The 26,373-nt window shown below is 59.5% G+C and carries 21 protein-coding genes; 3 read left to right on the forward strand and 18 right to left on the reverse strand.

Annotation, left to right across the window (positions count from 1 at the left end; translation table 11 throughout):
• Positions 1-53: 53 nt before the first annotated feature.
• The 9 genes from ftsX to LDN82_RS14645 all read right to left on the reverse strand — a co-directional run bounded on the left by ftsX (position 54) and on the right by LDN82_RS14645 (position 7,914).
• A complete protein-coding gene (ftsX, locus tag LDN82_RS14605) occupies positions 54-968 on the reverse strand; it encodes a permease-like cell division protein FtsX (protein WP_224164730.1) in 915 nt (304 codons plus the stop codon).
• On the reverse strand, positions 965-1,729 hold the full coding sequence (gene ftsE / locus LDN82_RS14610; protein ID WP_224164731.1) for a cell division ATP-binding protein FtsE: 765 nt from the start codon (positions 1,727-1,729) through the stop codon (positions 965-967). The genes ftsX and ftsE overlap by 4 nt, the downstream gene beginning before the upstream one ends.
• A gap of 179 nt (positions 1,730-1,908) precedes the next feature.
• Positions 1,909-3,024: a peptide chain release factor 2 gene (gene prfB, locus LDN82_RS14615; RefSeq protein ID WP_224088033.1), complete on the reverse strand. Its 1,116-nt coding sequence runs from the start codon at positions 3,022-3,024 to the stop codon at positions 1,909-1,911.
• Between the two features lie 78 nt (positions 3,025-3,102).
• Complete coding sequence (locus tag LDN82_RS14620) at positions 3,103-3,513, reverse strand: pilus assembly protein TadG-related protein (protein WP_224164732.1); 411 nt, start codon at positions 3,511-3,513, stop codon at positions 3,103-3,105.
• Positions 3,514-3,583: 70 nt separating this feature from the next.
• Entirely contained in the window at positions 3,584-4,045 is a 462-nt protein-coding gene (locus tag LDN82_RS14625; RefSeq protein ID WP_224164733.1) for a hypothetical protein, read from the reverse strand.
• Positions 4,046-4,118: 73 nt separating this feature from the next.
• On the reverse strand, positions 4,119-4,451 hold the full coding sequence (locus tag LDN82_RS14630) for a TadE family protein (RefSeq protein ID WP_346347091.1): 333 nt from the start codon (positions 4,449-4,451) through the stop codon (positions 4,119-4,121).
• Positions 4,452-4,895: 444 nt separating this feature from the next.
• Complete coding sequence (locus LDN82_RS14635; protein ID WP_224164736.1) at positions 4,896-5,837, reverse strand: type II secretion system F family protein; 942 nt, start codon at positions 5,835-5,837, stop codon at positions 4,896-4,898.
• On the reverse strand, positions 5,834-6,691 hold the full coding sequence (locus tag LDN82_RS14640; RefSeq protein WP_224164737.1) for a type II secretion system F family protein: 858 nt from the start codon (positions 6,689-6,691) through the stop codon (positions 5,834-5,836). The genes LDN82_RS14635 and LDN82_RS14640 overlap by 4 nt, the downstream gene beginning before the upstream one ends.
• Positions 6,691-7,914 carry an ATPase, T2SS/T4P/T4SS family gene (locus LDN82_RS14645; protein ID WP_224164738.1) on the reverse strand — a complete coding sequence of 408 codons (1,224 nt, stop codon included), beginning with the start codon at positions 7,912-7,914 and terminating at the stop codon, positions 6,691-6,693. Before LDN82_RS14645 ends, LDN82_RS14640 begins: the two co-directional genes overlap by 1 nt.
• Before the next feature lie 285 nt (positions 7,915-8,199).
• On the opposite strand from LDN82_RS14645, the gene LDN82_RS14650 reads away from it, so the two are divergent.
• Positions 8,200-10,929, forward strand: a complete 2,730-nt coding sequence (locus LDN82_RS14650; protein ID WP_224164739.1) for a GH25 family lysozyme — start codon at positions 8,200-8,202, stop codon at positions 10,927-10,929.
• A gap of 246 nt (positions 10,930-11,175) precedes the next feature.
• The gene (locus LDN82_RS14655) at positions 11,176-12,522 is read left to right on the forward strand and encodes a hypothetical protein (protein WP_224088044.1); all 1,347 of its coding nucleotides are present in this window, start codon (positions 11,176-11,178) and stop codon (positions 12,520-12,522) included.
• Positions 12,523-12,606: 84 nt separating this feature from the next.
• On the opposite strand, the gene LDN82_RS14660 is transcribed toward LDN82_RS14655, so the two are convergent.
• Together LDN82_RS14660 and LDN82_RS14665 are read right to left on the reverse strand one after the other, a co-directional pair.
• Positions 12,607-13,143, reverse strand: a complete 537-nt coding sequence (locus tag LDN82_RS14660) for a hypothetical protein (protein ID WP_224164740.1) — start codon at positions 13,141-13,143, stop codon at positions 12,607-12,609.
• A gap of 86 nt (positions 13,144-13,229) precedes the next feature.
• The gene (locus LDN82_RS14665) at positions 13,230-14,036 is read right to left on the reverse strand and encodes a hypothetical protein (RefSeq protein WP_224164741.1); all 807 of its coding nucleotides are present in this window, start codon (positions 14,034-14,036) and stop codon (positions 13,230-13,232) included.
• A gap of 373 nt (positions 14,037-14,409) precedes the next feature.
• Here LDN82_RS14665 and LDN82_RS14670 point away from each other — a divergent pair, with 373 nt between their 5' ends.
• On the forward strand, positions 14,410-17,712 hold the full coding sequence (locus tag LDN82_RS14670; protein WP_224164742.1) for a chitobiase/beta-hexosaminidase C-terminal domain-containing protein: 3,303 nt from the start codon (positions 14,410-14,412) through the stop codon (positions 17,710-17,712).
• A gap of 87 nt (positions 17,713-17,799) precedes the next feature.
• Here LDN82_RS14670 and LDN82_RS14675 read toward each other — a convergent pair whose 3' ends face one another.
• The 7 genes from LDN82_RS14675 to glf form a co-directional block, all read right to left on the reverse strand.
• Positions 17,800-18,756 carry a glycosyltransferase family 2 protein gene (locus tag LDN82_RS14675; RefSeq protein ID WP_216924011.1) on the reverse strand — a complete coding sequence of 319 codons (957 nt, stop codon included), beginning with the start codon at positions 18,754-18,756 and terminating at the stop codon, positions 17,800-17,802.
• A gap of 3 nt (positions 18,757-18,759) precedes the next feature.
• Complete coding sequence (locus LDN82_RS14680; RefSeq protein ID WP_224088056.1) at positions 18,760-19,245, reverse strand: GtrA family protein; 486 nt, start codon at positions 19,243-19,245, stop codon at positions 18,760-18,762.
• 3 nt (positions 19,246-19,248) lie between these two features.
• Positions 19,249-21,363, reverse strand: a complete 2,115-nt coding sequence (locus tag LDN82_RS14685) for a DUF6541 family protein (protein WP_224164743.1) — start codon at positions 21,361-21,363, stop codon at positions 19,249-19,251.
• Between the two features lie 74 nt (positions 21,364-21,437).
• Entirely contained in the window at positions 21,438-22,169 is a 732-nt protein-coding gene (locus LDN82_RS14690) for an ABC transporter ATP-binding protein (RefSeq protein WP_224164744.1), read from the reverse strand.
• Positions 22,170-23,027 carry an ABC transporter permease gene (locus tag LDN82_RS14695; RefSeq protein ID WP_224164745.1) on the reverse strand — a complete coding sequence of 286 codons (858 nt, stop codon included), beginning with the start codon at positions 23,025-23,027 and terminating at the stop codon, positions 22,170-22,172. It lies immediately after the preceding gene.
• Positions 23,028-23,029: 2 nt separating this feature from the next.
• On the reverse strand, positions 23,030-25,042 hold the full coding sequence (locus tag LDN82_RS14700) for a glycosyltransferase (RefSeq protein ID WP_224164746.1): 2,013 nt from the start codon (positions 25,040-25,042) through the stop codon (positions 23,030-23,032).
• Positions 25,039-26,223, reverse strand: a complete 1,185-nt coding sequence (glf, locus tag LDN82_RS14705) for a UDP-galactopyranose mutase (RefSeq protein ID WP_224088062.1) — start codon at positions 26,221-26,223, stop codon at positions 25,039-25,041. Before glf ends, LDN82_RS14700 begins: the two co-directional genes overlap by 4 nt.
• Positions 26,224-26,373 lie beyond the last annotated feature (150 nt).

The raw sequence follows: 26,373 nt of genomic DNA on the forward strand, positions 1-26,373 counted from the left end.
TGAGTCCTTTTCGCTTGTCAGCAGAGTTATTCGCAGCCGCCCGTCCTTCATCACTAAACCTTCAAGTAACGCCGGAGGGTCAACAAGGAGGATATCCCGGCCAGGCCGCCGCCGAGCGCAATCAGCACCGGTGCGATCACCAGGACCTGCGTCGATGAGATGAAGGGAGTGTTAAGGAATTGCCTGGACAGATCACCGTTGAGCCAGAAGTGTGCCATCAGCCACAGCGTCACGGAAGCCAGCAAGGCGCCCACAACAGCGGCGATCACACCCTCCAGGATGAACGGCAACTGGATGACTGTCTTCGAGGCGCCCACCAAGCGCATGATCCCCGTCTCCCTGCGCCGGCTGAACGCCGAAAGGCGGATCGTCGTGGTTATCAGGAGCACAGCGCAGAAGATCATCACTGCGGCCACACCCATGGCGGCCACAGAAGCGCCGTTCATCCAGGAGAAAATCCGCTCCAGTACCTGGCGCTGGTCACTGACCGTCTCGACGCCGGGTTGCGAGGAAAATGTTTCGCTGATGATCTGGTACTTCTCGGGGTTCTTCATGTTGATACGGAACGAGGCCGGCAACTGGTCCTCAGATACGGAATCAACAATGGGCGAATTCGAGAACTGCTCCTTGAAGTGTTTGTAGGCCTCGGCTTGGGATTCGAATTGGAAGTCGTTGATGTACTGCTTGACTGCCGGAGACTCCAACATTGCCTGCAGATTGTCCTGCTGTTCCTTGGTGGCAGGCCCAGAGGCGCAACCAACCGCCGTCGAGCCATCGTTGCAGAGGAAGACAGCAACCTGGACTTTGTCGTACCAGTAGCCCTTCATCTGGTTGATCTGCATCTGCAGCATTCCCGCTGCGCCAACAAATGTCAGGGAAACAAAGGTCACCAAGACGACCGAGATCACCATGGACAGGTTGCGGCGCAGGCCGCTGCCGATTTCCCCGAGGATGAAAAGGAGCCTCACAGCTGTGCCCCCTGCGCGCGGTTGAGTTCCTCGCCACTGGCGTCCTTCAGCCGCCGCGATTTACCCACAACCGGAATCATGGACGTGTACAGTGCCTTCGCTTCGTCGCGGATAACCTTGCCATTCTTGAGTTCCACCACGCGGCGGCGCATTTCGTTAACGATGTCGTCGTCGTGGGTAGCCATGACCACAGTGGTGCCGTTCTGGTTGATTTTGTCCAGGACTCCCATGATTCCCATGGACGTAATGGGGTCAAGGTTCCCCGTGGGTTCGTCAGCAAGGAGAATGCCCGGGCGGTTGACGACGGCGCGGGCAATCGCAACGCGCTGCTGCTCGCCACCTGAAAGTTCGTGGGGCATCCGCTTTTCCTTGCCCTCAAGACCAACTGTCTTCAATACTTCAGGAACCGTCTCCCGGATGATGGAGCGGCTCTTGCCGATGACCTGCATGGCAAACGCAACGTTCGCGAAGACATTCTTCTGCGGGAGAAGACGGAAATCCTGGAAGACCACACCGATGCCCCGGCGAAGCTTGGGCACGCGCCAGCTCGAAATATTGGCCACGTTCTGGCCGGCAACGTAAACCGAACCTGAGGATGCTTTGTCTTCCTTGAGGATCAATCTCAGGAAGGTGGATTTTCCTGACCCTGAGGCGCCCACCAGGAAGGTGAATTCACCACGGTTGATCTCAAGGCTGACAGAATCGAGCGCCGGTCGGGCATTCTGCTCGTAGACCTTGGTGACATTCTCAAATCTGATCATGGCCCTTTAGAACCCCGCCGGACATGACGTACTCGCCCAGTCCAACAGCCGGAGCGCGGGCTTTCGATGGGGGAAGTGAGAGCACCGGCCACTCGACTATACGCACGCAGCAGCCGGGATTCCGGGGGTTTCGGGGGCGTGTCGTGGAATCGGACGTCCCCGGTACGCGGACTGAGGCCCTAGCTGGCAGCGTTACGGTTGCCGGTGCGCCAACGGATACCGGCGTCGATGAAGTCATCGATGTCGCCGTCCAGGACAGCCGAAGTGTTGCCTACTTCGTGTTCCGTGCGCAGATCCTTGACCATCTGGTACGGATTGAGAACATAGGAACGCATCTGGTCTCCCCAGGACGCCTTGACATCGCCGGCCAAGGCTTTCTTTTCGGCGTCCTGCTGTTCCTTCTTAACAAGCAGCAACCGCGACTGGAGCACACGCAAGGCAGCTGCCCGGTTTTGAAGCTGCGACTTCTCATTTTGCATTGACACCACGATGCCCGTGGGAATGTGCGTCAGGCGAACGGCGGAGTCGGTCGTATTGACGGACTGGCCTCCTGGCCCTGAAGACCTGAAGACGTCTACGCGGATCTCGTTGTCGGGAATCTCGATCGAATCGGTCTGTTCAATCAACGGGATGACCTCGACTGCGGCGAACGAAGTCTGCCGGCGGCCCTGGTTGTCAAAGGGGCTGATACGGACCAGTCTGTGTGTGCCCGCCTCGACACTCAGGGTGCCGAATGCGTACGGTGCCTTGACTTCGAACGTGGCGGACTTCAGGCCTGCTTCTTCAGCATAGGACGTGTCCATCACGGTAGTGGGGTAACCGTGACGCTCCGCCCACCGCAGGTACATACGCATCAGCATCTCGGCGAAGTCGGCAGCGTCAACGCCACCTGCTCCTGCCCTGATGGTCACTACGGCTTCCCGTTCGTCGTACTCGCCGGACAACAGCGTGACGATTTCGAGCTCGGCGAGGGCTTTGCGAATCGAATCAAGCTCTTTGGCGGCCTCGGCCATTGAGGCTTCGTCGCCCTCGTCCTGGCCGAGCTCCACCAGTACTTCGAGGTCGTCTATCCGGGAGGCCAGTTTGGACAGGCGCTCCACTTCGGCTTGCCGGTGGGACAAGCGCGACGTCACAACCTGCGCCGATGCGGGGTCATCCCAAAGGTCCGGCGCGCCAGCCTGCTCACTCAATTCGGCGATTTCTGCCTTCAAGGCATCAACATCGGTGACGTTCTCGATGGAACTGTAAGTGGCGCGAAGCGCGCGGATTTCTGCGGGAAAATCAATCTCAGCCATGGTCTTTCCAGCGTACGCTATCAGCCGCACTCCCCCGACTGGGTCCCGTCATTACGTCCCTATGATTGCGTCATGTCGCTATTGGGTCAGCCGGGATCTGGCACTTGATCTTGCTTCAACGGGGATTCCCTCAGGCAGCAGGAAGGTGACCAAGGGCGGATGGGCGATGGCTTTTAAGACCACCACCGCTGTACCACCGGGTGAACTGCCGGTTTCAGGAGAAACTTCCAAGTGATCGTGCATGGAGAAGGCTTCGCTGTCTCCCAGGTACTTACTAACCGCGCCCAGCACCCGCTCGTCCACGAGCGGGGCCGAGGGCGCGATGCTTCCTTCGATGTCACCCACCACGTAGGAGTCTGCAGCAGCAAGTGCTGCGCCATCAGCCAAGGACAGAAGTTTTTTGTGCTCCAGGTAAATCGCCGAAGTAGCCATCACCACAGCGGCCAACAGGAGTGCCAGAAGTACGAACCCCACGATCAGCACGGTCATCTGGCCCTCTTCCTCTTTGCACGATATCCGCCCCATCGCCATCTTTATGGCCGCTCTTCGCGTTGATGATTCACTTAAAGCGGCCCACGACTTGCGTGGCAGAGGCATTGAGCACGACAGCGTCCAGATGGAGCGAGTCGCCAAACGGAACCATGGGCAAAGGGACAGTCAGTCGAACCCAAACCGTCACTGCTGCACCTGCCGAAAGGCAGTCTGCCTGGTCACACGTGATCTCCATTTTGGCGGCTTGCGCCGGGTAGCCGTAGTCCTTCAACGCCACGAGGACGCTCTGTTCTGCGCTGGCCCTCGCGAGGGCGGGTTCAGTTTGGGAAACAAAGACCTTGGCCGCCTGATCCGCCGCACCCACCACTGCGAAGGATCCGCCTTGGATCTGGCCCACGGTTACCAGGAAATAGACAACCGGGACCATGAGGAGCAGTGCCAGGAACGTAAACTCCACGATGGCACTGCCACGTTGCCTTTCGACGTCGGTACCCGCTGTAGATATCTCTTGATATGGTCCGAACGCCAACTGCCAAGCCTTGTTCAGCCGGTGCCTGCAACGATTCCCTTCAGAAGCAGGAAACGGAACCGCAGCCGGGACATCAGTTTGGAAGGGCAGCATGTCCGGTAACCTCCATGACTCCACGCGGTCCGATAAGCCCCACGACTGGCATAGGCGCCCTCACGGTCACTTCCAATGCCCGGATTCCATCCAGATTCGTTTCAGCGGTGGTCACATCAGCCGCGAAATCTCCATTAAGCGCCGTCTCGATCAGTTCGGACGTCCTCGCCTGGGCGTCCGTTGCCGTTCGATCCGCAAGGGTTCCATATCGCGCTCCGGACGCGGCGGCATCAATAATCGTGTTTCGGACATGAAGGACGAGCGTGAGCTGGATGATCGCCATGAACAGCAACGTCAACAGGGCAGCAATCATCACGAAATCGATAACGGCGGAACCTCGTTCCGCACTTTTAAGTGCACAGGCACGTCGTAATGTGCAGGGCAAGCAGAGCATGTGAAGGTGCCTGTGGGAACACGCCTGCCCCATCTCCTAGCTGCCCACCTTGGCCATGGCCTGTGTGAAGAGGTCCGCCAATGCTGGCGATGCAATCGCCAGGAGCCCCGCGACCAATATTGCGGACATTAATGTGATCATCACCCACCCGGGAACGTCCCCGCGCTCACGGTGTTCCGGCCCTGACGCCGCATTACGCGCCATCACAGCGACGGTCCACGAGAAAAAGGGCCAACTCGTCGTGTTACCGGCAGAAAACGATCGTCCATACTTCTTCATGATTTTTCCCCAATGTTTGTTGGTATTGCTGGCAATGAGCGATAAGTGGATGGAGCTAGTTGGTCAAGGCGCCGCGTTGTCCCGTCAAAGGCTCAATTGCAAGGCGGCAAGTGCTGGAAACGCTGCGAAAATGACCGTTAGTGGAAGGACTCCGAATACCAGGGGCACCATCATGCCGATTTCTTTTCGACCGGCTGATTCCATCAATTCCCGCTTCGCAGCGTCGCGGACGTCGGCAGCTTGTGCCCGAAGTACATCGGCCAACGGAGTCCCCCGCTCCACGGCCACAACCAATCCGTCAACGAATCGGACGAGGGGCGGCAGTTCTATTCGGGAAGAGAACGCCTGGAGTGCTTGTACCAGTGACTTTCCTGATCTCGTATCGGCCAGAAGCGCGCTGAATTCCTTGGCGAGCTCGCCAGTGGAGGTACGGGAGATCCTGTCCATCGCACCCACTGCGCTCTCTCCGGCGGCGACTGCCAGTGCCATGAGTTCGGCAAGGCTGGGAAATTCCGCGAGGATCACCGATTCGCGGCGCTTGATCTTTTGGCCGAGCACGAAATCGCGGAGAACGTATCCACAAAAGGCAGCCCCGATTACCGACACCAATGAGGGAAGCGGGCTGAATCGTCCGGAGGCAGCACCCAGCCCTACGCCGATCACGGCAAGCAGGAAGCCGCCTGAAGCCCACACCAGTTGCTCCGCCCTGAAATCCAACACGCTTTTCGCGGACCCGGCTCGAGCGAGTCTCTTTCGCAAAGCTGGGCCGCCACTGTTAAAGCGGGACAAGTAGCCAATTCCGTCCTGGATAACGGGGCGGAGAATGCGTTCCAATGGTCCAAAGCGTGTCAGATTATGCGTAGGCGCCCGAAGAAGGCGCGACTCCAGGTTCTGCGACTTAAGTTGCGGGTGGATGCGCTCTGCGAACGTCCGGCCACGCATGAATGGAAGCCGCACCAGGATCAACCATGTCCCTGCGCCCAGGAGTAATCCGAGGAGTGTGGCGGTGGCAGTGGAGGTGCTCATCGCATGACCCGCTCATCTTCGGGTAATGCCCCAATGCGCAGCATGACTGTGTAACAAAAAACCGAGACAAGAAGACCGCCGAGCAGCACAACAGCCCCGATTCCGGAGTTGTAGGCAAGCATGGCTTCAGGTCTCCCGGCCATGACCACCAAGACTATCCAGGGCGCTGCGACAGCAAGCCTGGCACCATTGACCGTCCACGATTGCCTGGCCTCGAGTTCGCTGCGCGTCCGGGCGCTTTCCCGAAGAAATCCGGCCAACGTACCCAACATGCGCCCGAGGTCGGAGCCGCCCACTTCCCGGGTCATGCGAAGTGCCTCGATGATCCGGTCAGCCACCGGATCTGCCAGGCGGTCCTTGAGTTTGTTTACCGCCGCATCGAACTGCCCGCCCGACCTATAGTCGGCACCAAAATCCAGGAACAGGCTCCGCAGTTCGTCCGGCCCGTTGTGTCCAAGCTGGATCAAGGCCTCCGGCAAAGCCAGTCCGGCGCGAATGGCGGATCGGAGATGGTCAACAACATCGGGCCACAGTTGGCGCAGGGTGGCACGGCGTTTCCGCGCCCGCCGACGCACGAGTCCAAAAGGGATCCATGCGCCAAAGATTCCGAAACAAAGGCAGACGGGCAATGACGCCGTCACAACGAAGAACAGGAGCATGGCGATGACTCCGCATCCAGTGCAACTGAGAAGGAGGCCGGCACTGGTGACCTTTTCTATGCCTGCCGAGAGCAAGAGAAGTTCCAGCCGTCGTGGACGGGGTTCCCTGGCCCGGGCCTCTGGCGGATGCTCCCAGGTGGACCACCAGATAAGTAATGCTCCACCTCCGCAAAGGATCCCCAATAGCGGGGCCATCAGTTCAGCTCCAGCAGCGCGGCCACATCAAAACCAGCCACGGCAAACTTTTCGACCGCCGGCATGGAGTTGGCTTTGGGCCGCAACTGCCCTTCAAGCATGCGGAACACCACCGAGGATTCGATGACCCCGTTTTCCACACGGCGTCCCAACGACAGGATTTCGGTCACCTGCCTGTGCCCATTGGCCTGCCGGGCACAATGCACCACCAAGTCAATGCACGAGGCAACGGTGGGCAGGACGAACGCGCTGGAAATGTTCGCCCCTGCCAGTAGAGGCAGGGTGCAAATCTTGGTGACGGCGTCATGGGCCGAATTTGCATGGACTGTGCACATGCCGGGAAGCCCGGAATTCAACGCGATCAGCATGTCCAGGCTTTCGGCTTCGCGGACTTCGCCAACCACCAGGCGGTCAGGCCTCATGCGAAGGGCTTCCTTAACGAGCCTTCGCAGTGGAATTTCTCCGTGACCTTCCAGGTTCGGTTGCCTGCATTGGAGACCCACGACGTCACGCAGAGGGAGCTGCAATTCAAAGATCTCTTCAACGGTTACAACGCGCTCACGTGAGCCAATGCTTGCTGAAAGGCAGTTCAACATGGTGGTCTTCCCTGCCTGGGTGGCACCGGAGACGAGGATGTTGAGTCCGCTTGCAACGGCTGCACCAAGGAACCTGGCAGATTGGGGTGTGAGGCTTCCCAACTCGACGAGATGTTCAAGCCGGTTCGCCCTGGCGATGAACTTTCTGATGTTGACAGCCCAGTGCTTCCTGGTGACGTCTGGAATGGCGACATGCAACCGTGACCCGTCCGGCAGGGCCGCATCCACGAACGGCGACGACAGGTCCAGCCGCCGCCCCGAACTCTTGAGCATCCGTTCGACGAGGTCCCGGACTTGCTGCCCGGTCAGGGTGATTCCCGTCAGCTCGGACTCTCCATTACGCGCGACATAGATTTCGTGCGGCGCGTTGATCCAGATTTCCTCAATTCCAGGATCATCCAGGAAGGGCTGCAACGGACCAAATCCCGCTACGGCGTCAAAGACGTGCCTGCGGGCGGTGTCCAGATGTCCCAATGGCGGAAGCGGTCCAAGGAGAGCCCTTTCGTCATAATCGTTGACCGCGTCCTCAACCAGGCGTCGGACTTCCGCGGTTTGTTCGAAGGGGTCCAAGCCGCGGCGTCTGATAAGTTCGCGGACCTCACCCTCTACAATCCCAACGGCCTCCATATTTCCCCCAAAACCTTCGCGTCCGTATCCGAGAGGCGTATCTCGAATGACCTACGCTATGGGAGCCACTCCCAGGCGCCAAGTCCTGCTTAGGCGGTTGTGGATAACTATTGGAACAAGAGTCCCTTCAGTATCGCCTGTACCACTAGTCACTCCAGTTTCGGAATGTTAGGGTAAAGCCCGTTAGGAGCTGGCCTTTGGTCCCATGCGCAGGCGCCCGCCCCGGAGCTTGTCAGCAAGCCACACCATGCGCCGCTGAGCCGCGGCACAGGGCCGGAATTGGATATGACAAGAACCCCCGTAGAGTCGGTCCGCCGCATGCCGTATGCAAGGACTGGAATCGCCATTTGCCTGGTCGTCCTTGCGGGGACTTTTCCCGGCATTCCTGCATGGGCGGAGGACTCCGGCCCGCGCCCTGCTCCCGCGCCCATCGCTGCGCAGACGCCGCCCGCAGCGGGCTCGCTCGTTCCATCCGGTTCCGGGGGCCCCTCGAACAGTGCCCCGACGGACAGCGCCCCGACGGTGACCAACCAGCCGCAGACGCCCACCGCCGTCGAACCTTCACCTGCTGTTGCTCCACAGCCGGCCGTGGGCCCCGCTGTGGACGATCCAGCTGCGCTGCCAACCGCCAAAGCAATGCCTGGCAATGCTCCGGACGCCGAGACCATGAAGGCGGCAATGCGCGCCGCAATTCCGGCTGGCGGGGCAGAAATGGGGCAGCGCTCCCCCAGGGTCATGGCGGCAAAGCAAGGCAACGGAAATTCCGGGCCTGCCGGCGCACGCACAGTGGGACAGGTGGTGCCGATGGACGCCGATCCAGGTCACTGGAGGCCAACCATCGGTATCCAAGGACAGGACGTCAGCGCGCACCAGGGCAACGTCGACTGGCAGAGCCAATGGAACGAAGGATCCCGCTGGGCTTACGTAAAGGCCTCCGAGGGCAACTATTACCTGAACGAAAACTATGCACAGCAATACAACGGCTCCCGCAACGCCGGCATGGTTCGCGGCGCCTATCATTTCGCCATCCCCAACTGGTCTTCGGGTGCGGACCAAGCGAGATACTTCGTGGCAAATGGCGGCGGATGGACAGCGGACGGTTACACGCTTCCTCCTGTCCTGGACATCGAGTACAACCCCTACGCCGGACGGACCATCAATGGCTTCTACTTCGGCAACACGTGCTACAACATGTCCAAGGCACAGCTTGGCCAGTGGGCTGCCGATTTCGGCAATACAGTCAAAGCCCTCACGGGGCGCTTTCCCGTCATTTACAGCACCACTGACTGGTGGAATACGTGTGTAGGAAACTCCACGTTCGGGAGTTACCCGCTCTGGATCGCCTCGTACTGGAACAACCCCACGAACTCTCCTGGATCGTTGCCCGCCAGCTGGGGCAACTACACCATGTGGCAGTACAGCAGCACCGGGCCGTTCGAAGGTGATTCCAACATTTTCAACGGCAGCTACGATCAGCTGAGGACATTCGCCCGAGGCGCCTCAGCACCCTCCAACCCATCCATCAAGTCCGGTGCCGATCTGCTGGCTACAAGCTCAACCGGCAGGCTCGATGTATTTCCGGCCGATGGAAGTGGCCGGATAACTGGTCCATTTGCCATCGGTTCGGGGTGGACCGGCGCAAAATCGCTGTACGTCGTCGACTGGAACCAGGACGGCGTCCAGGACATCCTTTCCCAGTGGTCCGACGGAACATTGAAGGTCTTCCGGGGTGCTCCCGGCGGCAGCTTCTATGCTCCCATCCAAGTCGGCTCCGGCTGGCAGGAGATGTCCCTGACAGTGGGCTGGTGGAACTCCAAAGATGCCTATCCGGGCGTTATAGGACAGGACTATCTGGGCAATCTGTACCGGTACCCCAACACAGGAGGTGGAGCGCTTGGGGGTGGTGCCTTAATTGGGACAGGCTTCAGCGGCCACCAGCTGAACCAGATCGACTTCGATGGCGACGGTAGTCAGGACGTCGTCACGCGCACCTCTGACGGCACCCTTCGCCTGTATCGTTCGAATGGCTTGGGCAGCTTCCTCAACCAGGCCGCCCAGGTGATCGGTTCCGGATGGAATGGCATGACGTCGGTCAGTTCAGCAATCGGCTTCAGCGGCGCCGGCTCCCAGGGACTGCATGCCCGCACCGCCAATGGTGACCTCTACTATTACCCGGCCGTCGCGGGTTCGTGGGGCGACCGGAGCCTCATCGGACTGGGCTGGGATGACGCGGTCCGGATCAGCGACGCTCCACTGGATGTTGAGACAACACTGGGCATCGACCAGGAGGATGTGGTCGCGGTCCGTACCGATGCCAACCTCTACCGCTATCCCGGCACTGGTACCACTGCGCTTCTGCCGGAGGACCTCATCGGAACAGGGTGGACCGGCCTGAAGGCCGGGTTCGTCACGGATTGGAACGGAGACGGCGCCCTGGACATTGTGGCGCAGTGGGCAGACGGCCGACTAAACGTCTACCCGGGCAGGACAGGCAGCGGTTTTGGGGCTCCCATCGCCCTCGGCAGTAACTGGAAGGACTGGACGCTCAGCGTTGGGACATGGAAAAAGGCCGATGCACATCCCGGAATCGTAGGGTACGACTCCACGGGTCGCCTGTACTACTTCAGCAACCCCACCGGAAAGACGGTGTCCACCGGTATCTCCATCGGAGTCGGTTGGACTGGCCTGGACATAGTTCAAATGGACTTTGACAAAGACTCCAATGCCGATCTCCTGGCGAAAAACGCAGCGGGCGATCTGAAACTGTACCGTTCCAACGGCACCGGCAATTTCATGCAGGAAGCTGCAGCGGTGGTCGGAACAGGTTGGAACGTCATCACTGGTTTCGGTGCCATCCGCGGATTTGCCGGAGCCGGCTCCAGCGGTGTCATCGCCCGGACCACCATAGGCGAGCTGCGGTACTACCCTGTGGGTTCAAACAGTACGTGGGGAACACCAACACGGATCGGCACAGGCTGGAATCCCCTGACGATTCTGGCACCAGCGGCAAAATAGTACGCAGACAGTCCACTTGCGGGGGCCCTTTCGTGGAAATCTTCCACGAAAGGGCCCTCCGTTGTTCCCGGCGGACTGCAGGGTTCCGACGGCGATAAATATCGCCTGGGAGCGGCCTAAATTGCTGGATCACATGGTCTAATGAAGGTGGTCTCACGTATTGGCTGTTCAGCGCTTTCGGGATATGGACTTTGTTTGGGGGCAGGCAAGGATCACCCATTGCGCACAATCAAGGAGTGATCTTTTATGGCGTTTCGAGTTGGAACTGCAAGCGCTGACATTACGCCTTCGCTGAGCACCAATCCGTATATGGCCGGATATGGCACCACCGATGGCGGACGCGAGGCCACCAGCAGTTCGCCGTTCGAGCCCCTCTATGCCCGGGCGATCCTCATCTGGGAAGACACGCATCCCCACATCATCATCTCGTTGGACGTTCTGGCGCTGCCTCGGGCCATGCATCAACGGATCCGCGACAGGATCATTCAACTTGCAGGTTGGTCCAGCAGCGACATCCTGATCCAAGCGACGCACACGCATAACGGTCCCGCCCTGATCGACACTTTGCATCCCTTCATGGCCTATGGACTGGCAGATTTGGGTTTGATCCGCTCATACAGTGACGACCTGGAAGACGTTGTCGTGAATCTTGCCCAGGAAGCCTTGGATGCCGACCAAATTGCGGTGACCTTCGATTACAAAGTCTCAACCCAGAATTTTTCCGGGAATAGAGTGGGGCTTCCCTATACAGAAACGGCCGTTCCCATTCTCGTGGCCAGGCGCGGCAACGGCACACCTGCAGCTGTGATTTTCAGCTACGGATGCCACCCCATCAGTGCAGGTTTGCGCACGCTGTTTGACGGAGATTTCGCAGCAGGTGCCTGCAATTACATCGAGAACCGTAACCCGAATTGTTTTGCCATGTTTGTGCAGGGACCCGCTGGGGACCAGGACCCGGGCGGAGTCCGCAGCTGGGAGCTCAGGGACCAGCATGGAGACGCCCTCGGCGCCACGGTCAATTCAAGCATGCAGTCGGCCGGCCGGGCACTCAGCGGCCCGATGGTGACGCGGTACCAGGAGGTGCAGCTTCCATTGGACATCACAGCGACGGCCAGCAACCTGGCCGCCGTGCGTGCCGCCTATGTGGCCCGTTTGGGGAACCCCGATGGCCAGCCGCAGTGGTACCAGCGTCACGCGCAGGTAATGATCGGACGCATCGACAGCAATAGCTACAAGACCGCGGTGCCCTCCCCGTTCCAAGTGTGGAAGTTCAACGGAAGCCCCCAGCTGAAGATCGCCATGATCGGCGGCGAGCTCGTCAGTGGATATGGGGCGTATTTCCGGAATCGCAACGGCGGAACCAATGGCATCATCGTCGGCGGATATGCCAATGAATCCTGCTGCTACATACCAAGCAATGAATTTTTTCCGCCCAACATGCCACTCGGCAGCTATGAGGGTGGCTGGGAGCCGGATTACCCGGGAATTGCTGGTGGTTCAATGACCGTCTATGGACACCTTGCCCATTTCAAGGCGGGTACGAATGGCGTGGAAACCACCCTTATCAATGCGATGAATACTTTGCTTGCCTGAAGCGACTGACACCATAAAGGCGCGGCCCCCAAGGGGTCCGCGCCTTTTACTTTCAAGTTGATTGCGCACCAGGCGACTATGCGGCTATCCGGGCACTTCCGCCTTAAGCCACTTGGTGAGCACAGCCGCCTGCGGCGCCAGCGGCGCAAGCGTCAGGGCACCTTTCACAACAGGAACCCCATAAGCGCCGAGCGAGGCTGCGAGTGTCCTGGGGTTGGTCCGGGTACAGGCTTTGATGATGCGCAGACAGAGAGCAGAGGCATCGCCGGGAGCGGCACCCGCTGCAAGGGCGGCATTGACTGCGGCTGTCTCCTCCGCAGTCAGGATATGTGGCCCTTTTCCGACATAGTCGACCTGGCAGTCAGTGACGTGCATATACCGGGTGGATGCCCAGACTTCGTCCAGGCTCGAGAACTTGCCTATGAGGCTGCCATCGGCCGCCGTACACGTGAACTGGTAGCGGGTCAGGGGTTCCGGACGTTCCCGGCGGATTTTGTCGTCGTTCGCGACCACAGGCGCCATATCAAGTGCGGCTGGTTGGGAAGTATCTACATTGGTTCCTGAGCAACCGGCCAAGGCAATAGCTGCCACGCCGAACTGAAGAACACTGCGCCTGCGCATGTCCACCGAGGGATCCCCACTTCATTCGGATGCTCCCCAGCTCCGCATGCATTGGTTATTCGCCCCAAGCCGTCTCCGGCTGCGTCTTAGTACATCTTCCCCCAAATTCCGCATTTGTCACTAGTAAAGTTTTGGCCGGCAGCAAGATCGACGCCTTCGCCCGCGGCTGGAGGTCCTCCCTCGGCGGCAATGGCACCGCGCGCGTCCGTTATGGACCACCTGCAATCTGCTGCGGACGGGCCTTGCTTGACGACTTGATATTTGCCGGGTTGCACCGAATCTCCAACAGCGTGGCTGCCATCAGCCATCCGTGTGCCATCGGCCCACGCTGCGATGATTTTGCCCTGCGGCGCGTCCGGGCAGAGTGAGGCCGCTGCAAGCAACGTCCCGTGCCCGGCCTCCTCAAAACCGCCCGGCCCGCTTTCATCACTGACCCGCGTACAGAGGCGGAGGACGTCCAACATCACTGCCAGTCCGTCATCGTCGCCCGCTCCCTGGGGTGCCGCCGTCGAAATTGCTTCTGCCTCCCGGGGAGTTGGCTCGAATGGCTGCGGTCCTGTGTAAGTAACCTCGCAGGAGCCCATCCGCGTGTAGTTGGTGGCAGCCCAGACCTCGGCGAGACTCGACAACTGGACTTCCGGGGAGGCGTCAAGGCTCGTGCATCGATAGGCGTAGCGGCCAGGTTCATCACCGTCGCCCAAGGGCTCGCCGTCACCTGTGGTGCCACTACCGGGAACCGTCGACGGCGACTGGCTGGGCTCCGCCGTCGCGCTGGTGGTTGCGGTGGCTGTTGTTGTCGACGACGTACCAGTTCCCGGGGGTGGTTGGGGCGATGGAGTACAGGCGACCAACAGCATCACCAGCGGCACCACCATCGGAAACAGTCTGCGCATTCTGACCTCCACCTCAATCGTGCGGGGCAGTGTATGTGCGGTCAAGGTATGTGCGGTCGAGACGTCGGGTAAGACGACGGTGAAGAAAAAACGTCCCGCATCAAAAAGTACCTAGTGACAAATGTGAAAATTGGGGGAAGATGTACGTAGACGCAGCCGGAAACGGCGTGGGGCGAATAACCAATGCATGCGGAGCTGGGGAGCATCCGAATGAAGTGGGGATCCCTCGGTGGACACGCGCAATCGCAGTGTTCTTCAGCTTGGTTTGGCGTGTCTTGCGTTCGCCGGTAGCTCCAGAACATCTCATGGAAACTCCCATCCCTCCGCGCTCAGCGGGCTAGTTGGCCGATGGCATCGCCATAAACTCACCGCATTGATCGCTTCGGCTTGCCTGGCTTCGGCAGCGCTCACGGGTGTATTCACAGCAGGGCCCGCCAACGCGGACCAAGCCCGCCAAACCATCGCCGTGGGACTCACAAAGGCCGCTGGTTCGGTGGTGGACCCGGCCGGAAGGATCTGGGTCTCGGACGCGCGTGCCGGATTCTGCCGGGTGACCGAAGCTGCGGGCGCTACACCAGGCGGCCTCGAATCAGCTACCTGCCTCGGGGGCACCCTGACTGGCCATAAAAAGGGGCCCGCGTTGGCCGGAGCTCCTGCCATGATTGATCCGTCTCCCGCCAATCGCGGCTCGGGCGACGAAATCGCGTTCATTCCGGATGCCGCCGTCGGAAGTTCCGAGGTAGTCCGCGCAGTTTGGAAGCCCGGCACAGGCATCTTCGACTATGACAGCCAACTGACTATTTTCGACGGCGACCTCCGTCCGAATGCCGTCAGTGACGGCCCCGATGGCAACATCTATTTGTCGTTTGGCAATGCCCGCTCGATTGTGAAGATCGCGGATCCAACGGCCCTGCATCCGAGCATCGAATCCATCGCCTCGGTTGGCTCAAGCTCCTTGGGCCTTGCTGCCACGTACCGCAACAGCGCGGGCAGAGTCGTGGTTTACGTCGCTGAAACATCAGGACTGACCATGTTCACGGCACCCGAGGACGCGGAGCTGACGAACTTCGTACCAGCGCCGGTCTACAACGTCGGCAAGCCGACGGCCATCTACTACGATCGGCAGGCACCAAAGGTCCTGTACACGGGAACGGGTATTGGAACCACTACTGCCGACGCCGGCAAGGACACAGTTTCGCGTATTGACCTGGCTACCAACGCCGTCGACAACCAATGGGCCCTCGGTTTCAGCAAAATTGGTGGTCTGTCAATGCGCAACGGCAAGCTCCTGCTCATGGAAGACCCGGGTCAGCTGGATCCTGCCAAGCCAACCCAGCAGGGACGATTGCTCACCCTCGGTGGAGTCGTACCTTCAATCGTGAGCGGCCCGACGGCGGCAGACGGAACCCAGGCAGCCAACCCGGCCTTCACCAACGACTCCACTCCTACTTTCACAGTGGCCTCAACGCCTCCGGGGGGCGCCCTTGAATGCAGTCTCCAATTGAGCACCGCAACACCGGTCTGGCAAGTGTGCACGAGTGGCACGTTTACGCCTGCCACCGCCCTGACCAACGGTGCCTACACATTCTCCGTTCGTGCGGCACCGTCAGGGCTTCCCGTGTCCCGGGCATTCACGGTTGATCTGACCGCCCCCGCCGCTCCCGTGATCACCTCGCCCGCGGCTGGAGCAACGGTCAATGGTGCGCCCGTCCTTGGCGTGACCTCGGAGACGGGCACTGTCCTGTCCTGCTCGGTCGATTCCACGACGACTTTCACAGCCTGCAGTAACGGGTACGTCTTCAACCTCAGCACCGAGGGCCAGCACGTCCTTCGGGTTCGGGCGACAGACATGGCAGGCAATATCAGCACTGTGGCATCGGTCAGTGTCACCACGGATTTGACCGCACCACAGGTGTCCATCAGTTCTCCTGTAGAAGGCGCAACAGTCGGCACCTCGCCGTCGTTCGTCTTTGCCTCGACGTCCACGGATGTTGCCGGATTCAGGTGCAAGCTGGGCGCAAACGCCTTCACGGAGTGCACATCGCCAAAGTCGTACACCAACGTACCCGGTGGCACTTTCACATTTGTGGTGGAAGCGCGGGACAATGCAGGAAACACTTCCACAGCAACCAGGAATGTCACTGTCTTCGCTGCGGACACCACGCCACCTGTGGTCTCTGTCGATCCCGTCGGAGGAACGTACGGGGCAAACAAAACCATCAGCCTCACGGCGAACGAAGCAGCCACCATCTACGTGACCACCGACGGCACGACGCCTACAACGTCCAGTCCTGTCTACTCCGCACCGATACCGTTGACGTCCTCAATGACGTTGAAGTATTTCGCACGCGACACCGCGGGCAACTCATCAACGGTAGCGACGCAGACGTACGTCCTTGACAACACTGCCCCGGTTCTGACCGTTACGCCCGCCGCCGGAGCATACGCATCAGGGCAGCTTGTCACCATGACTTCCAGCGAACCTGGACGCATCCTCTACACAACGGATGGCACGACGCCTGCTACCGCAGTCACGGGAAGCACGAAAGCATACTCGAGCCCATTCCCGCTCACGGCAAACACCACCGTCAAGGCCCTTGCCGTGGACGCATATGGAAATGCTTCTGCCGTCACTACCAACGCCTACACGGTCTTGGACACCACCCCACCGGTGGTCACTGCGACTCCGCCCGGGGGCAGTTACCCGGTGAACCAGCAGATCACGCTCACTGTGAATGAAGCGGGATCGAGCATCTACTTCACAACCAACGGCACCACTCCGACTGCCACAGATGCCAACAAGTACGCCACAGCCATCACGCTGACGGCTGCGATGACCCTGAAGTACTTCGCAGTGGATCCGTCCAACAACAGTTCGGCAATCATCAGCCAGGCCTACACCGTGACGGCGCCTCCGGCCAACACATGGAAGGACTACACCGGTGATGCAAAGAACGACGTCGTGGCACGGGACAGTGGCGGCACGCTATGGCTCTACCCGGGTAATGGCAGCGGTGGTTGGCTGACCCAACGTTCGATGGGAACTGGTTGGAACACGCTGAACGCGATCGTTCCCACCAAGGACTTCAACGGTGATGGACGAAGCGACGTCCTGGCACGCGATACCAATGGCGTCCTCTGGCTCTATCCCGGAAACGGGACCGGCGGTCTCCAGCCCAGGGTACAGGCCGGCACCGCTTGGGCGGGCATGACGCTCATCCTCGCGCCAGGGGACTTCAGTGGCGATGGCAAGGCCGATGTGTTGGCACGGGATTCGGCTGGTGTCCTATGGCTCTACCGCGGAACCGGTACTGGTGGCTTTGCATCAAGCGCCCAGATTGGCACCGGCTGGAACTCCATGACGGCCATTCTGAGTACCGGCGATTTCAACGGCGACACCAGAACTGATGTCCTGGCCAGGGACACTTCGGGATTCCTGTGGCTCTATCCAGGCAACGGTGCGGGCGGTTGGCTGAGCAGGGTCCAGGTCGGAAGCGGCTGGGGCGGGATGACTGCGATCCTGGGCCCCGGCGACTTCAACGGAGACGGCAAGAACGATGTGCTTGCGCGCGACTCCGGTGGCAACCTCTTCCTGTACCCCGGCAACGGAACATCAGGATGGCTCTCCCGGAGCCAGGTCGGATGGGGCTGGGGAGGGTTCACGTCGCTCCCCTAGCAGCACAGACGTGACCCCGGCAGGAAAGAGAAGGGAGGGCCAGGACGCCAAGCGTCCTGACCCTCCCCCTTTTGTTGCAGGAATTCCCTACGTACGTTCCTTCATGGGATGCATCGTTGGTCTGTTTGGACTTGCCTGTATGTCCAGCTGGAGGGATACCAGCAGCATCTGAACTCCCAGAACAAAGGGCACCACAGCCAACATCACCGATCCTGCGGTAGGAGATCCTACGCTTGCGGCGAGAACCCATATCCCAGCCACGAGGCCCATGACGATAAGTGCGATGCCTGCGATCAACAGAAGAGCCACGGCTGAGAAGGACCAAACCATGTACTTCCACCAAACACGGCGCCAGAAGCCGCCAAAGAGCATGGCCAGCAGCTCGGGGATCACCTTCCGGAGCTTGATGCTGGAAACCTCATTGCCGTAAACAGCAGGAATCGGGACATCCACAATCGGTACATCGAGGATATTCAGGTGAATCAGGAGATCGTTTTCAAAGCTGTAGCGTGCGGCCACCTTATTCATTGGCAGGCGGCGAAGAACTTCCGTCCGGATCGCCGTGTAGCCATTCTGGGGGTCGAAGATGTGCCAGTAACCCGAGGCTAGTTTTGTCATGAACGACAAAACGATGTTGCCAAAGATGCGGTAGCCAGGCATACCGGCAAAAGACTCACCTGAAAAGAAGCGGTTGGCCTTGGCAAAGCCGTAACCATCCACCACGGGATCGAGCAGCTGGGGCAGGTACTCCGGATCCATCTGGGCATCGCCGGCCATCACGACGTTGATGTCGGAGCCCAGCTCCATTGCCGCTTTATGCGCCGTCAGGACGGCGCCACCCACACCTTGGTTGACCTCATGCCGAATCAAGGTGACCCTGCCGTCATCCGCCCGAAGGGCAGCCCCGGACGTGTCGTCCGGGCTGCAGTCATCAACAATGACAATGTCATCGACGAAATCAGGCATCGTTTCGATCACCTGTGCGATGTGGTTCTCTTCTTTATAGGCCGGTACTACCGCGGCAATTCGAACGCCTCGATACATCGATTATCCTTCGCTGCTGTTAGGTGTGAATTTCTGTGCTGGCGCGTCAGTGCCGGACGCGCCATCTGTCTGTCCGCTGGCGCTCTTCGGTTGCTTCTTTTGCGGGAAGATCCAGTGCTTGTAGATGAAGTAGTTCCATCCCATGGTCACAATCGTCGCAACCACTTTACCGGCAACATATCCGGCGCCCAGGAACTGGAAGAGCTCCACGATTCCCATGACCGCCACGGTGTTGAAGGCCAGGAGCCCGGAGTACCGCAGCACTCCACCCAGAGCCGTTCCGCCTCCCCCGAAGGCAAAGTGGCGCTGCAGGAAGTAGTTGAAGAAGAAACTACCCCAGAATCCTGCGCCCGTGGCCAACCAAAGGGGCCAACCAAACACTTGGAAGCAGAGCGCCAGCAGACCGAGATCCACAATGAAGCTCAGACCGCCCACCACGAGGAATCTGAACAAACTGGACGAGAGGAACTTTTTGATGAATGCCTTCATTGGTTAGCAGATCCTTCCAAGCGGGGCGATGCCATCGGGTTTCCGGTTCTCGAGGATTCCCGGGACTCCGTCAAGCTGCACGCGGTCCTTGGAAGCGGCGTCGAAGGCTTGTTTGCCACCCGGTAACTGGGACCAATCGATCTGGTACAGGGCTGCGTTTCCATCACGCACAACAAGCTTCAAGTAAGGGATGGAATCAGGATGGGTCAAGCCCGCCTTGGGCTCATCCCAGGCCCGGATCCGGCCGTCGGCTATGTACACCCATTCGATGCCAAGCTCTGAGGCGGCTGCCCGTGCGTCGGGATCCGTCGCCAACTCAGGGAGCTTTTGAAGGACAAGCAGCTGGCGGTTCGTAGGAAGTATTTCGAAGTGCCGGATCATGGGCATTCGGTTCCCGAGTGCATACATCCATACGGAGCCATCGCAGGAGTCATTGAGCACTGTGGCGTCCTGGGGAACGTATTGGTCAATTTTGCTCAGCAGGTCCACTTCGGAAGAACTGAGGGTGGGGCCATCAATCTTTGTATTGATGTTGATGCGTTGGGCATTTTGCTTGAAGTATGGGATCGCGCCAACCCCGCATACCAACAAAACGGCGACGGCGGCCGCGGCCGTGATGACGTGGTTCGGCCCGCGCCCGTCCTTGTTCCCGGATTCATGGGATCCTGCCCGTCGATTGCGGAACCGCCGAACAGCCCACTCGATTGCCTCGCCTGACTGGGCAACGCCCAAGCCCGCAAGCGGCACGAGCAGCATGACAAGGATGCCGAAAATGCGCCATTGATCGTCGTAGAAAGGTGCTGTCAGGTTCAGGAAACGGGGGCTCTCGCTGCCCATGGTGTATACCGACAGAAATGCAAAAGCCAGGACCGGACCGAAGTACCACCACATGCGGATCCTGAAGGCAACAGCAAGGCAGCCAAGGGCAACGAGCGTGGTCAGGATCGGCATTGCCATGGAGCCATGGTTCAGGAAAACAATGTTCTGAATGGCACCGTTGCGATCAGTATCCGGTGCCCACATCATCTTGGAAACGCGCTCGGATTCCTTGAGCATCTGGGCAATGATAGGCAGGCCGATGATCGCCGCCAGAACCCCTGACACCGCCAGGTAAACAGTAATGCCCAGGATCCTGCCCCTGCGCCGTATCAGTGCGGAGAGCAGCCAGAAGAACAGGACCGGCAGTACTACGAATGCCAGGGAGGGGTGCACGGCAATAAGGCCCACTGCGCCGAAGGCAATGCCCAGGACCCAGAACTTTTGCCGCTCCAAGGCACCTTTGACTGCCAGGAAGACGAAGGGACCCACCAACAGCATGCCAGCGAAAAATGGAATCAACGGGCCACGCCACAGTAAGTCGTACGGGTAGACCGTGAACCATCCCGAGACTGCAGCCGCGGCGGCGACGGCAACCGGCCGGCGTGTGAGGATCATGGTTAACGCCATGGCGCTCAGGGGCAACTGAACAGCCATCATCACCAGGACGAAAACATTCAGGAACACCGGGATGCTGACAGTACTCATTGGCCAGAACAGCGCGAGCACGGCGTGGAACGCAATCGGGTAGCTCCTGATGGGGGCATCAGAAATAGTGGTGTCGTAGTAGGCGAAGTTGCCCGCTATGGCGGGATCCCATTCATGATTGACCGATATAAGCCGGATCATGTTGGCGTGCCACGGAATGTCCCAGTCCTGGTTAATGCCCAGGAGGCCCTCAGTACCGACAAACCATGACACGGCGGCGACCGCTCCGCCCGCAAGAAGGCCTACGAGCAGGATCCACCAGGAGCCGGCAAATCGGTGCTTACCGAAAATACTTGGCTGTGTTCGGAGACGGGCCTGGAACTTGTCAGGGAATCTGCGCCTCAACAGAAGGCGCAAACCCAACAGGACAGCAGCCAACACCAACAGAACGGCGGATACAGGAAGCAGCTGCCAGCTCAACCCCAGGGAATTCCCCATCACACCGATGACCGTCAGGGCACCCATGCCCAACAATGGTGCCACGACGGGCAGGAGGGTTCGGCGCACTCCCAGCGCTTCTCCGAGAAGCCAGCCTGGACCCCACCACAACACAACGATGAGGAGTACACACAACAGCAGCGGGCCGATACCCATTCCTACGATCGCCTTTCTTAGATGCTTCCACTAGCCATCCCTTGACAGACGACTCTTGCTATTGGATGCCGGACTTAGTTGCGTTCCCGCAGCCAGGCGACAGCCTGGTCAGCCGGACCTTCGAATTGGACAGTTCCGGAGGATAAGACGACTCCCCTGTCGCAGATCCGCGAAATCATATCCAGGTCATGGCTGACAACCACCAGGGTCCTGCCTTCGTCGGACAGCTGCTTGATTTTGGCCAGGCACTTCCGCTGGAAAGGTTCATCGCCAACAGCAAGGATCTCGTCCACAAGGAAGATGTCCGGCTGCGTGTGGACTGCCACTGCAAAAGCAAGGCGCAGGAACATTCCGGAAGAATAGAACTTCACTTCCGTGTCGATGAACTGCTCGATTTCCGAGAAAGCGACGATCTCGTCGAATTTCTCGTTGATCTCCTGCTCCGTCATTCCAAGGATCGCGGCGTTAAGGAAGACGTTCTCACGGCCGGATAAATCCGGGTGAAACCCGGCCCCAACCTCAATCAGGCCCGCGACCCGGCCTTTGGTCCGCACCGTGCCCTTATCCGGAAGGATGACGCCGGAAATCAACTTAAGCAACGTGGACTTGCCGGAGCCATTGAACCCCAGAAGGGCCACGGTCTCCCCGTCCTGTATCTCGAAGCTGACATCGTGCAGGGCATCGAACTTCTTGGTGAGGTCACCCTTGCGTCCCTTGACGAGCCACACAAGCGTCTCTTTAAGGGAGTGCGAGTGACGCAGATTAAAGGTCTTTTTCAAACCCTTGACTATGACGGCGGCGCCCACTCAGACCTCCTGCGCAAAATGGCCTTCGAGCCGGCGGAACACCAGCTGGCCGATGATAAGGAAAACTGCGGCCATGCCCAGTCCAGCCAACCCCGTCAACATCAGGTGAGGCGGCAGTTCTACGGGCTTGGTGACCGTCGGGTACCAGAACGCCCAGTGGAACAATTCCACCGCCACGGTCACCGGGTTGAGCTGGTAGATCGTCAGGACCCAGTCCGGGGCAAGACGACGAATCATGGTCCAGTCATAGAGCACGGGTGAAGTCCAGGTGACGATCATCATCAACATGTCCACGATGTTCTCTGCATCGCGGAAAAACACGTTGATGGCACCTGCCAGGAGGCCCAGGCCAGTGGCTGTTACGGCCACAATGACGAAGCCCAGCGCTGCACCCACCAGCTGCATCACATCTGGACTCCACCCGTTGAAAAGGGCAGCAGCCAGCAAGACCACCAGCTGGGGAAGGAAATGCACGGCAGCGACCCAGACCGACGCCACGGGAAAAAGTTCGCGAGGCAGGTAGATCTTTTTCACCAACGCGGCATTCCATACTATGGAGCGCGTTGCGTTCGAAAACGCTTCCGTGAAGAAATTGACCACGATGACGCCGGAGAACATGTACAGGGCGTAGTTGGGAATCTGGTCCCCCACGCGAAGCACGATGCCCAAGGCAAAGAACAGAACCAAGTACTGGACCAACGGCTTCACGTATGACCAGGCCAGACCCAGCACGGAGCCCCGGTAGCGGACCCTGAGTTCCTTGCGAACGATCAGTTTCAGGAGGTACCGGCGCCGGAAGACATCCAGCAGACCGGCACCTACCCCTGGAACAGCATAAATATCAGTGGAGTTGGCCATCGCTACTTTTTGGGCTCCGAGGCATCGAACGTCTCTCGCCAGGACTCCATCGATGTGATCTGGGGCAGCGCCGCACGGTACTGGGCGCGGAGCGTCTCCCAATTCGAGAAAAGCTGCGCGTGCAGCTGCGCTGTCTCAACCAAAAGCCGGCGCGCCAGCTTGGGGTCACGCTGGTACCACGACGCTCCTGTGCCATCTGCATTGGAGACCACTGCGCTGTCAAGATGCGCCAAACTCCACCATTTGCCGTCCTGATGCGCTACATGGGCTTCAGGGTTGGTCCTGGCAGAATCGCGGACCGGAGCAAGGGTCTGCTTAAGGACGGTCTTGACCGCCCAGGGCAGCAGGCCAAGTGCACCCGGCTGCTTGTAAGTCTGCGGCTTCTTCGGCGGACGCTTACGGAAGGACTCAGGGAATGCGCCGGGGTCGGTCTTGACCTGGGAGTCAACAAAGTCCTCGCGCATTGCACGGAGCTTGGGCATAGTGGTGGGCAGTTGCTCGTGGAGCTTGCCTGGCCCCTCCAGGACGTCCCGGAGAGCCATGACACGGGCTTGCTCGGGGTAGTACTGCATCGATACCAAATGCTTTATGTCCGTGTTCAGGCTTTCCCGGAAAATCCGGCCACCCTTGGGGAACGGCGAATGCAGAAGAGTCGCGATGAGCCTGTTGCGTTCGTGGTAGTAAGCCTGCCAGTCGACAGAGTCGTCTTTATCAGCCCATGAGACATGCCACACCGCTGCGCCCGGTAGCGTAACGGTCGGGAAACCTGCCGCGCGGGCACGCAAGGAGTACTCGGCGTCGTCCCATTTGATGAACACGGGAAGGGACAGTCCGATGTTTTCGACGACGGTCTTGGGGATGAGGCACATCCACCAACCGTTGTAGTCAGCATCCCAGCGGCGGTGCAGCAGTGGCGTTGAGCGAAGGCCTTCTGCGGAGAAGTCGTGATTTCCCAGGCCCTCCACGGGTCCCCAAAGGAAACGGTAAAAATTCACTACTTCGGCGTAGGCGTGCAAAACGGACTTGTTATACATGTCGAACATGTGTCCGCCGACGATGGTGGGCTTGCGGCATAGGTCGGCAAATGCCACCGCCCTGAGCACACCTTCGGTTTCAAGCTCAATGTCGTCGTCGAGAAGCATGACGTAGTCGCTCTTATCAGAGACGAGCATCTCGTACATGTTCCGGGCGAACCCACCCGAACCACCAAGGTTGCCCTGGTTGATGATGCGCAACTGCTCGCCCATGGAGGCAGCGACGGCGTCAAACCCGTCTTCGTCGGCCACCTTCTTGTTGCCTTGGTCCACGATGATCAGTTCCGCGAGGATTTCACGGAGACCGGAGTCGGCGTCGATCGACTTGATGGTTTCCAGGCAGTAGTCGGCACGGTTGAACGTTGTAACACCCAGCGTGACTTTCCCCTGGGGCCTGCCTTCATCAGGAACAGCCCAGTGGGCGCTCTTAAGTGTCATGCCTTCGCCGCCGGCGATGAGGTCGAACCAGTACCAACCGCCATCGCCAAAGGGAGCGAGCGTAAGTTCGAAGTCGTTCGACGCAGTTCCCTCAACGAGGATCGAGTCGACGCGCTGCGACGCGCCGCGCGCGTTCGACCGGTAAACGATGACCGTTCCTTCGCCCTCGGTCTCGATGTGCAGAATCGTCTTTGTGGCGATGGTCCATTTGCGCCAGTAGCTCGCCGGGAAGGCATTGAAGTAGGAACCAAAGGAAAGACGCTCGCCCCGGCGCACCTGCACCGACCCGCGGTCCAGGATGTCCTCCGGGTGGAGTTTGCGGGCCATGCCCACTGCCTGAACAACTGCTGTGCCGTTGTCGTCCTGCTTGCGGATCTTATTGGTGTCCGGATCGACATACAGCGGCAGGGTATCGAGGTCGCGGTTGGCCGGGAAAACCACACGCTGGACTACTCGAAGGTTCTGCTCAGTCGACGTCGGGCTGTCTGCGGCTGTTGTGGCCGTCATGGCAGTCTCCTGGCTTTCATTTGTTGTGGCGGTCATGCGTCCACTCCACCACTTTCCAGCTTGGCGCCGCCCGTAAAGTGCGGCTTGATCTTGTTGTCGAACATCGACAGGGCCGAACCGATGGCCATGTGCATGTCCAGGTACTTGTACGTTCCAAGACGCCCGCCAAACAGTACAGACTTCTCGCCACGTGCAAGATCACGGTAAGCAAGCAGCTTGCTGCGGTCTTCTGTTGTGTTGACAGGGTAGTAAGGCTCGTCGCCCTTCTCCGCGAAACGCGAGAATTCGCGCATGATGACCGTCGCGTCCTTCGTGTAGTCGCGCTCAGGGTGGAAGTGGCGGAATTCGTGGATGCGGGTGAAAGCAGTCTCAGGGTCCGGGTAGTTCATCACCGGGCATCCCTGGAAATCCTCGATCGGCAGCACTTCTTCTTCGAGGTCGATCGTGCGCCAGGAGAGATCACCCTCGGCGTAGTCGAAGTAGCGGTCCACGGGGCCCGTGTAGATGACAGGAACCTGCCCAAGGACGGAAGAGCGGCCGAATTCGCCATCGTCAAAGAAATCCGTGTTCAGGACAACTTCGATGTTGGGGTTGTCCGCCATGCGCTCGATCCAGGCCGTATAGCCGTCAACCGGGAGCCCTTCATGGGTGTCATTGAAGTAACGGTTGTCATAGTTGTAGCGCACCGGGAGCCTGGAGATGATCTCCGCGGGAAGGTCCTTCGGGTCCGTCTGCCACTGCTTGCCGGTGTAGTGCTTGATGAATGCCTCGTACAGGGGCCGCCCGATCAGCTGGATACCCTTGTCATTGAGGTTCTGCGGATCAGTGCCGGCAAGTTCGCCCGCTTGCTCCGCAATGAGCTGACGCGCTTCGCTGGGGCTCATTGCTGCACGGAAGAACTGGTTGATGGTACCGAGGTTGATCGGCATGGGGTACACCTCGCCTTTGTGGCTGGTGTAAACCTTGTGCTGATAGCTCGTGAACTTGGTGAACCTGTTCACGTACTCCCAGACACGTTCATTGGACGTATGGAAGAGATGCGCGCCGTAGCGGTGCACCTCGATTCCCGTCTTCTCTTCATTCTCGCTGTAGGCGTTTCCTCCAATATGGTGGCGGCGATCAAGAACCGCGACCTTTAGCCCCAACTCGGTAGCGGCGCGTTCTGCAATGGTCAGGCCAAAGAAACCCGAGCCGACGACGACGAGATCAGCGTTCACAAACTCTCCTGTGTATTGGCGTGCGGGCACAGAAGTGCCCACGTCTACTGGTCAAGGCTACCCGACTTGGCCTGCGTTCCCCGTATCCGGGCCCATGGCCAAGCAGGGGCGGCCGGGGTCCACAAACACCGAAGGGAGGCTGGCACATGG

It is taken from the genome of Arthrobacter sp. StoSoilA2 (assembly GCF_019977195.1).
Classification (GTDB): Bacteria; Actinomycetota; Actinomycetes; order Actinomycetales; family Micrococcaceae; genus Arthrobacter.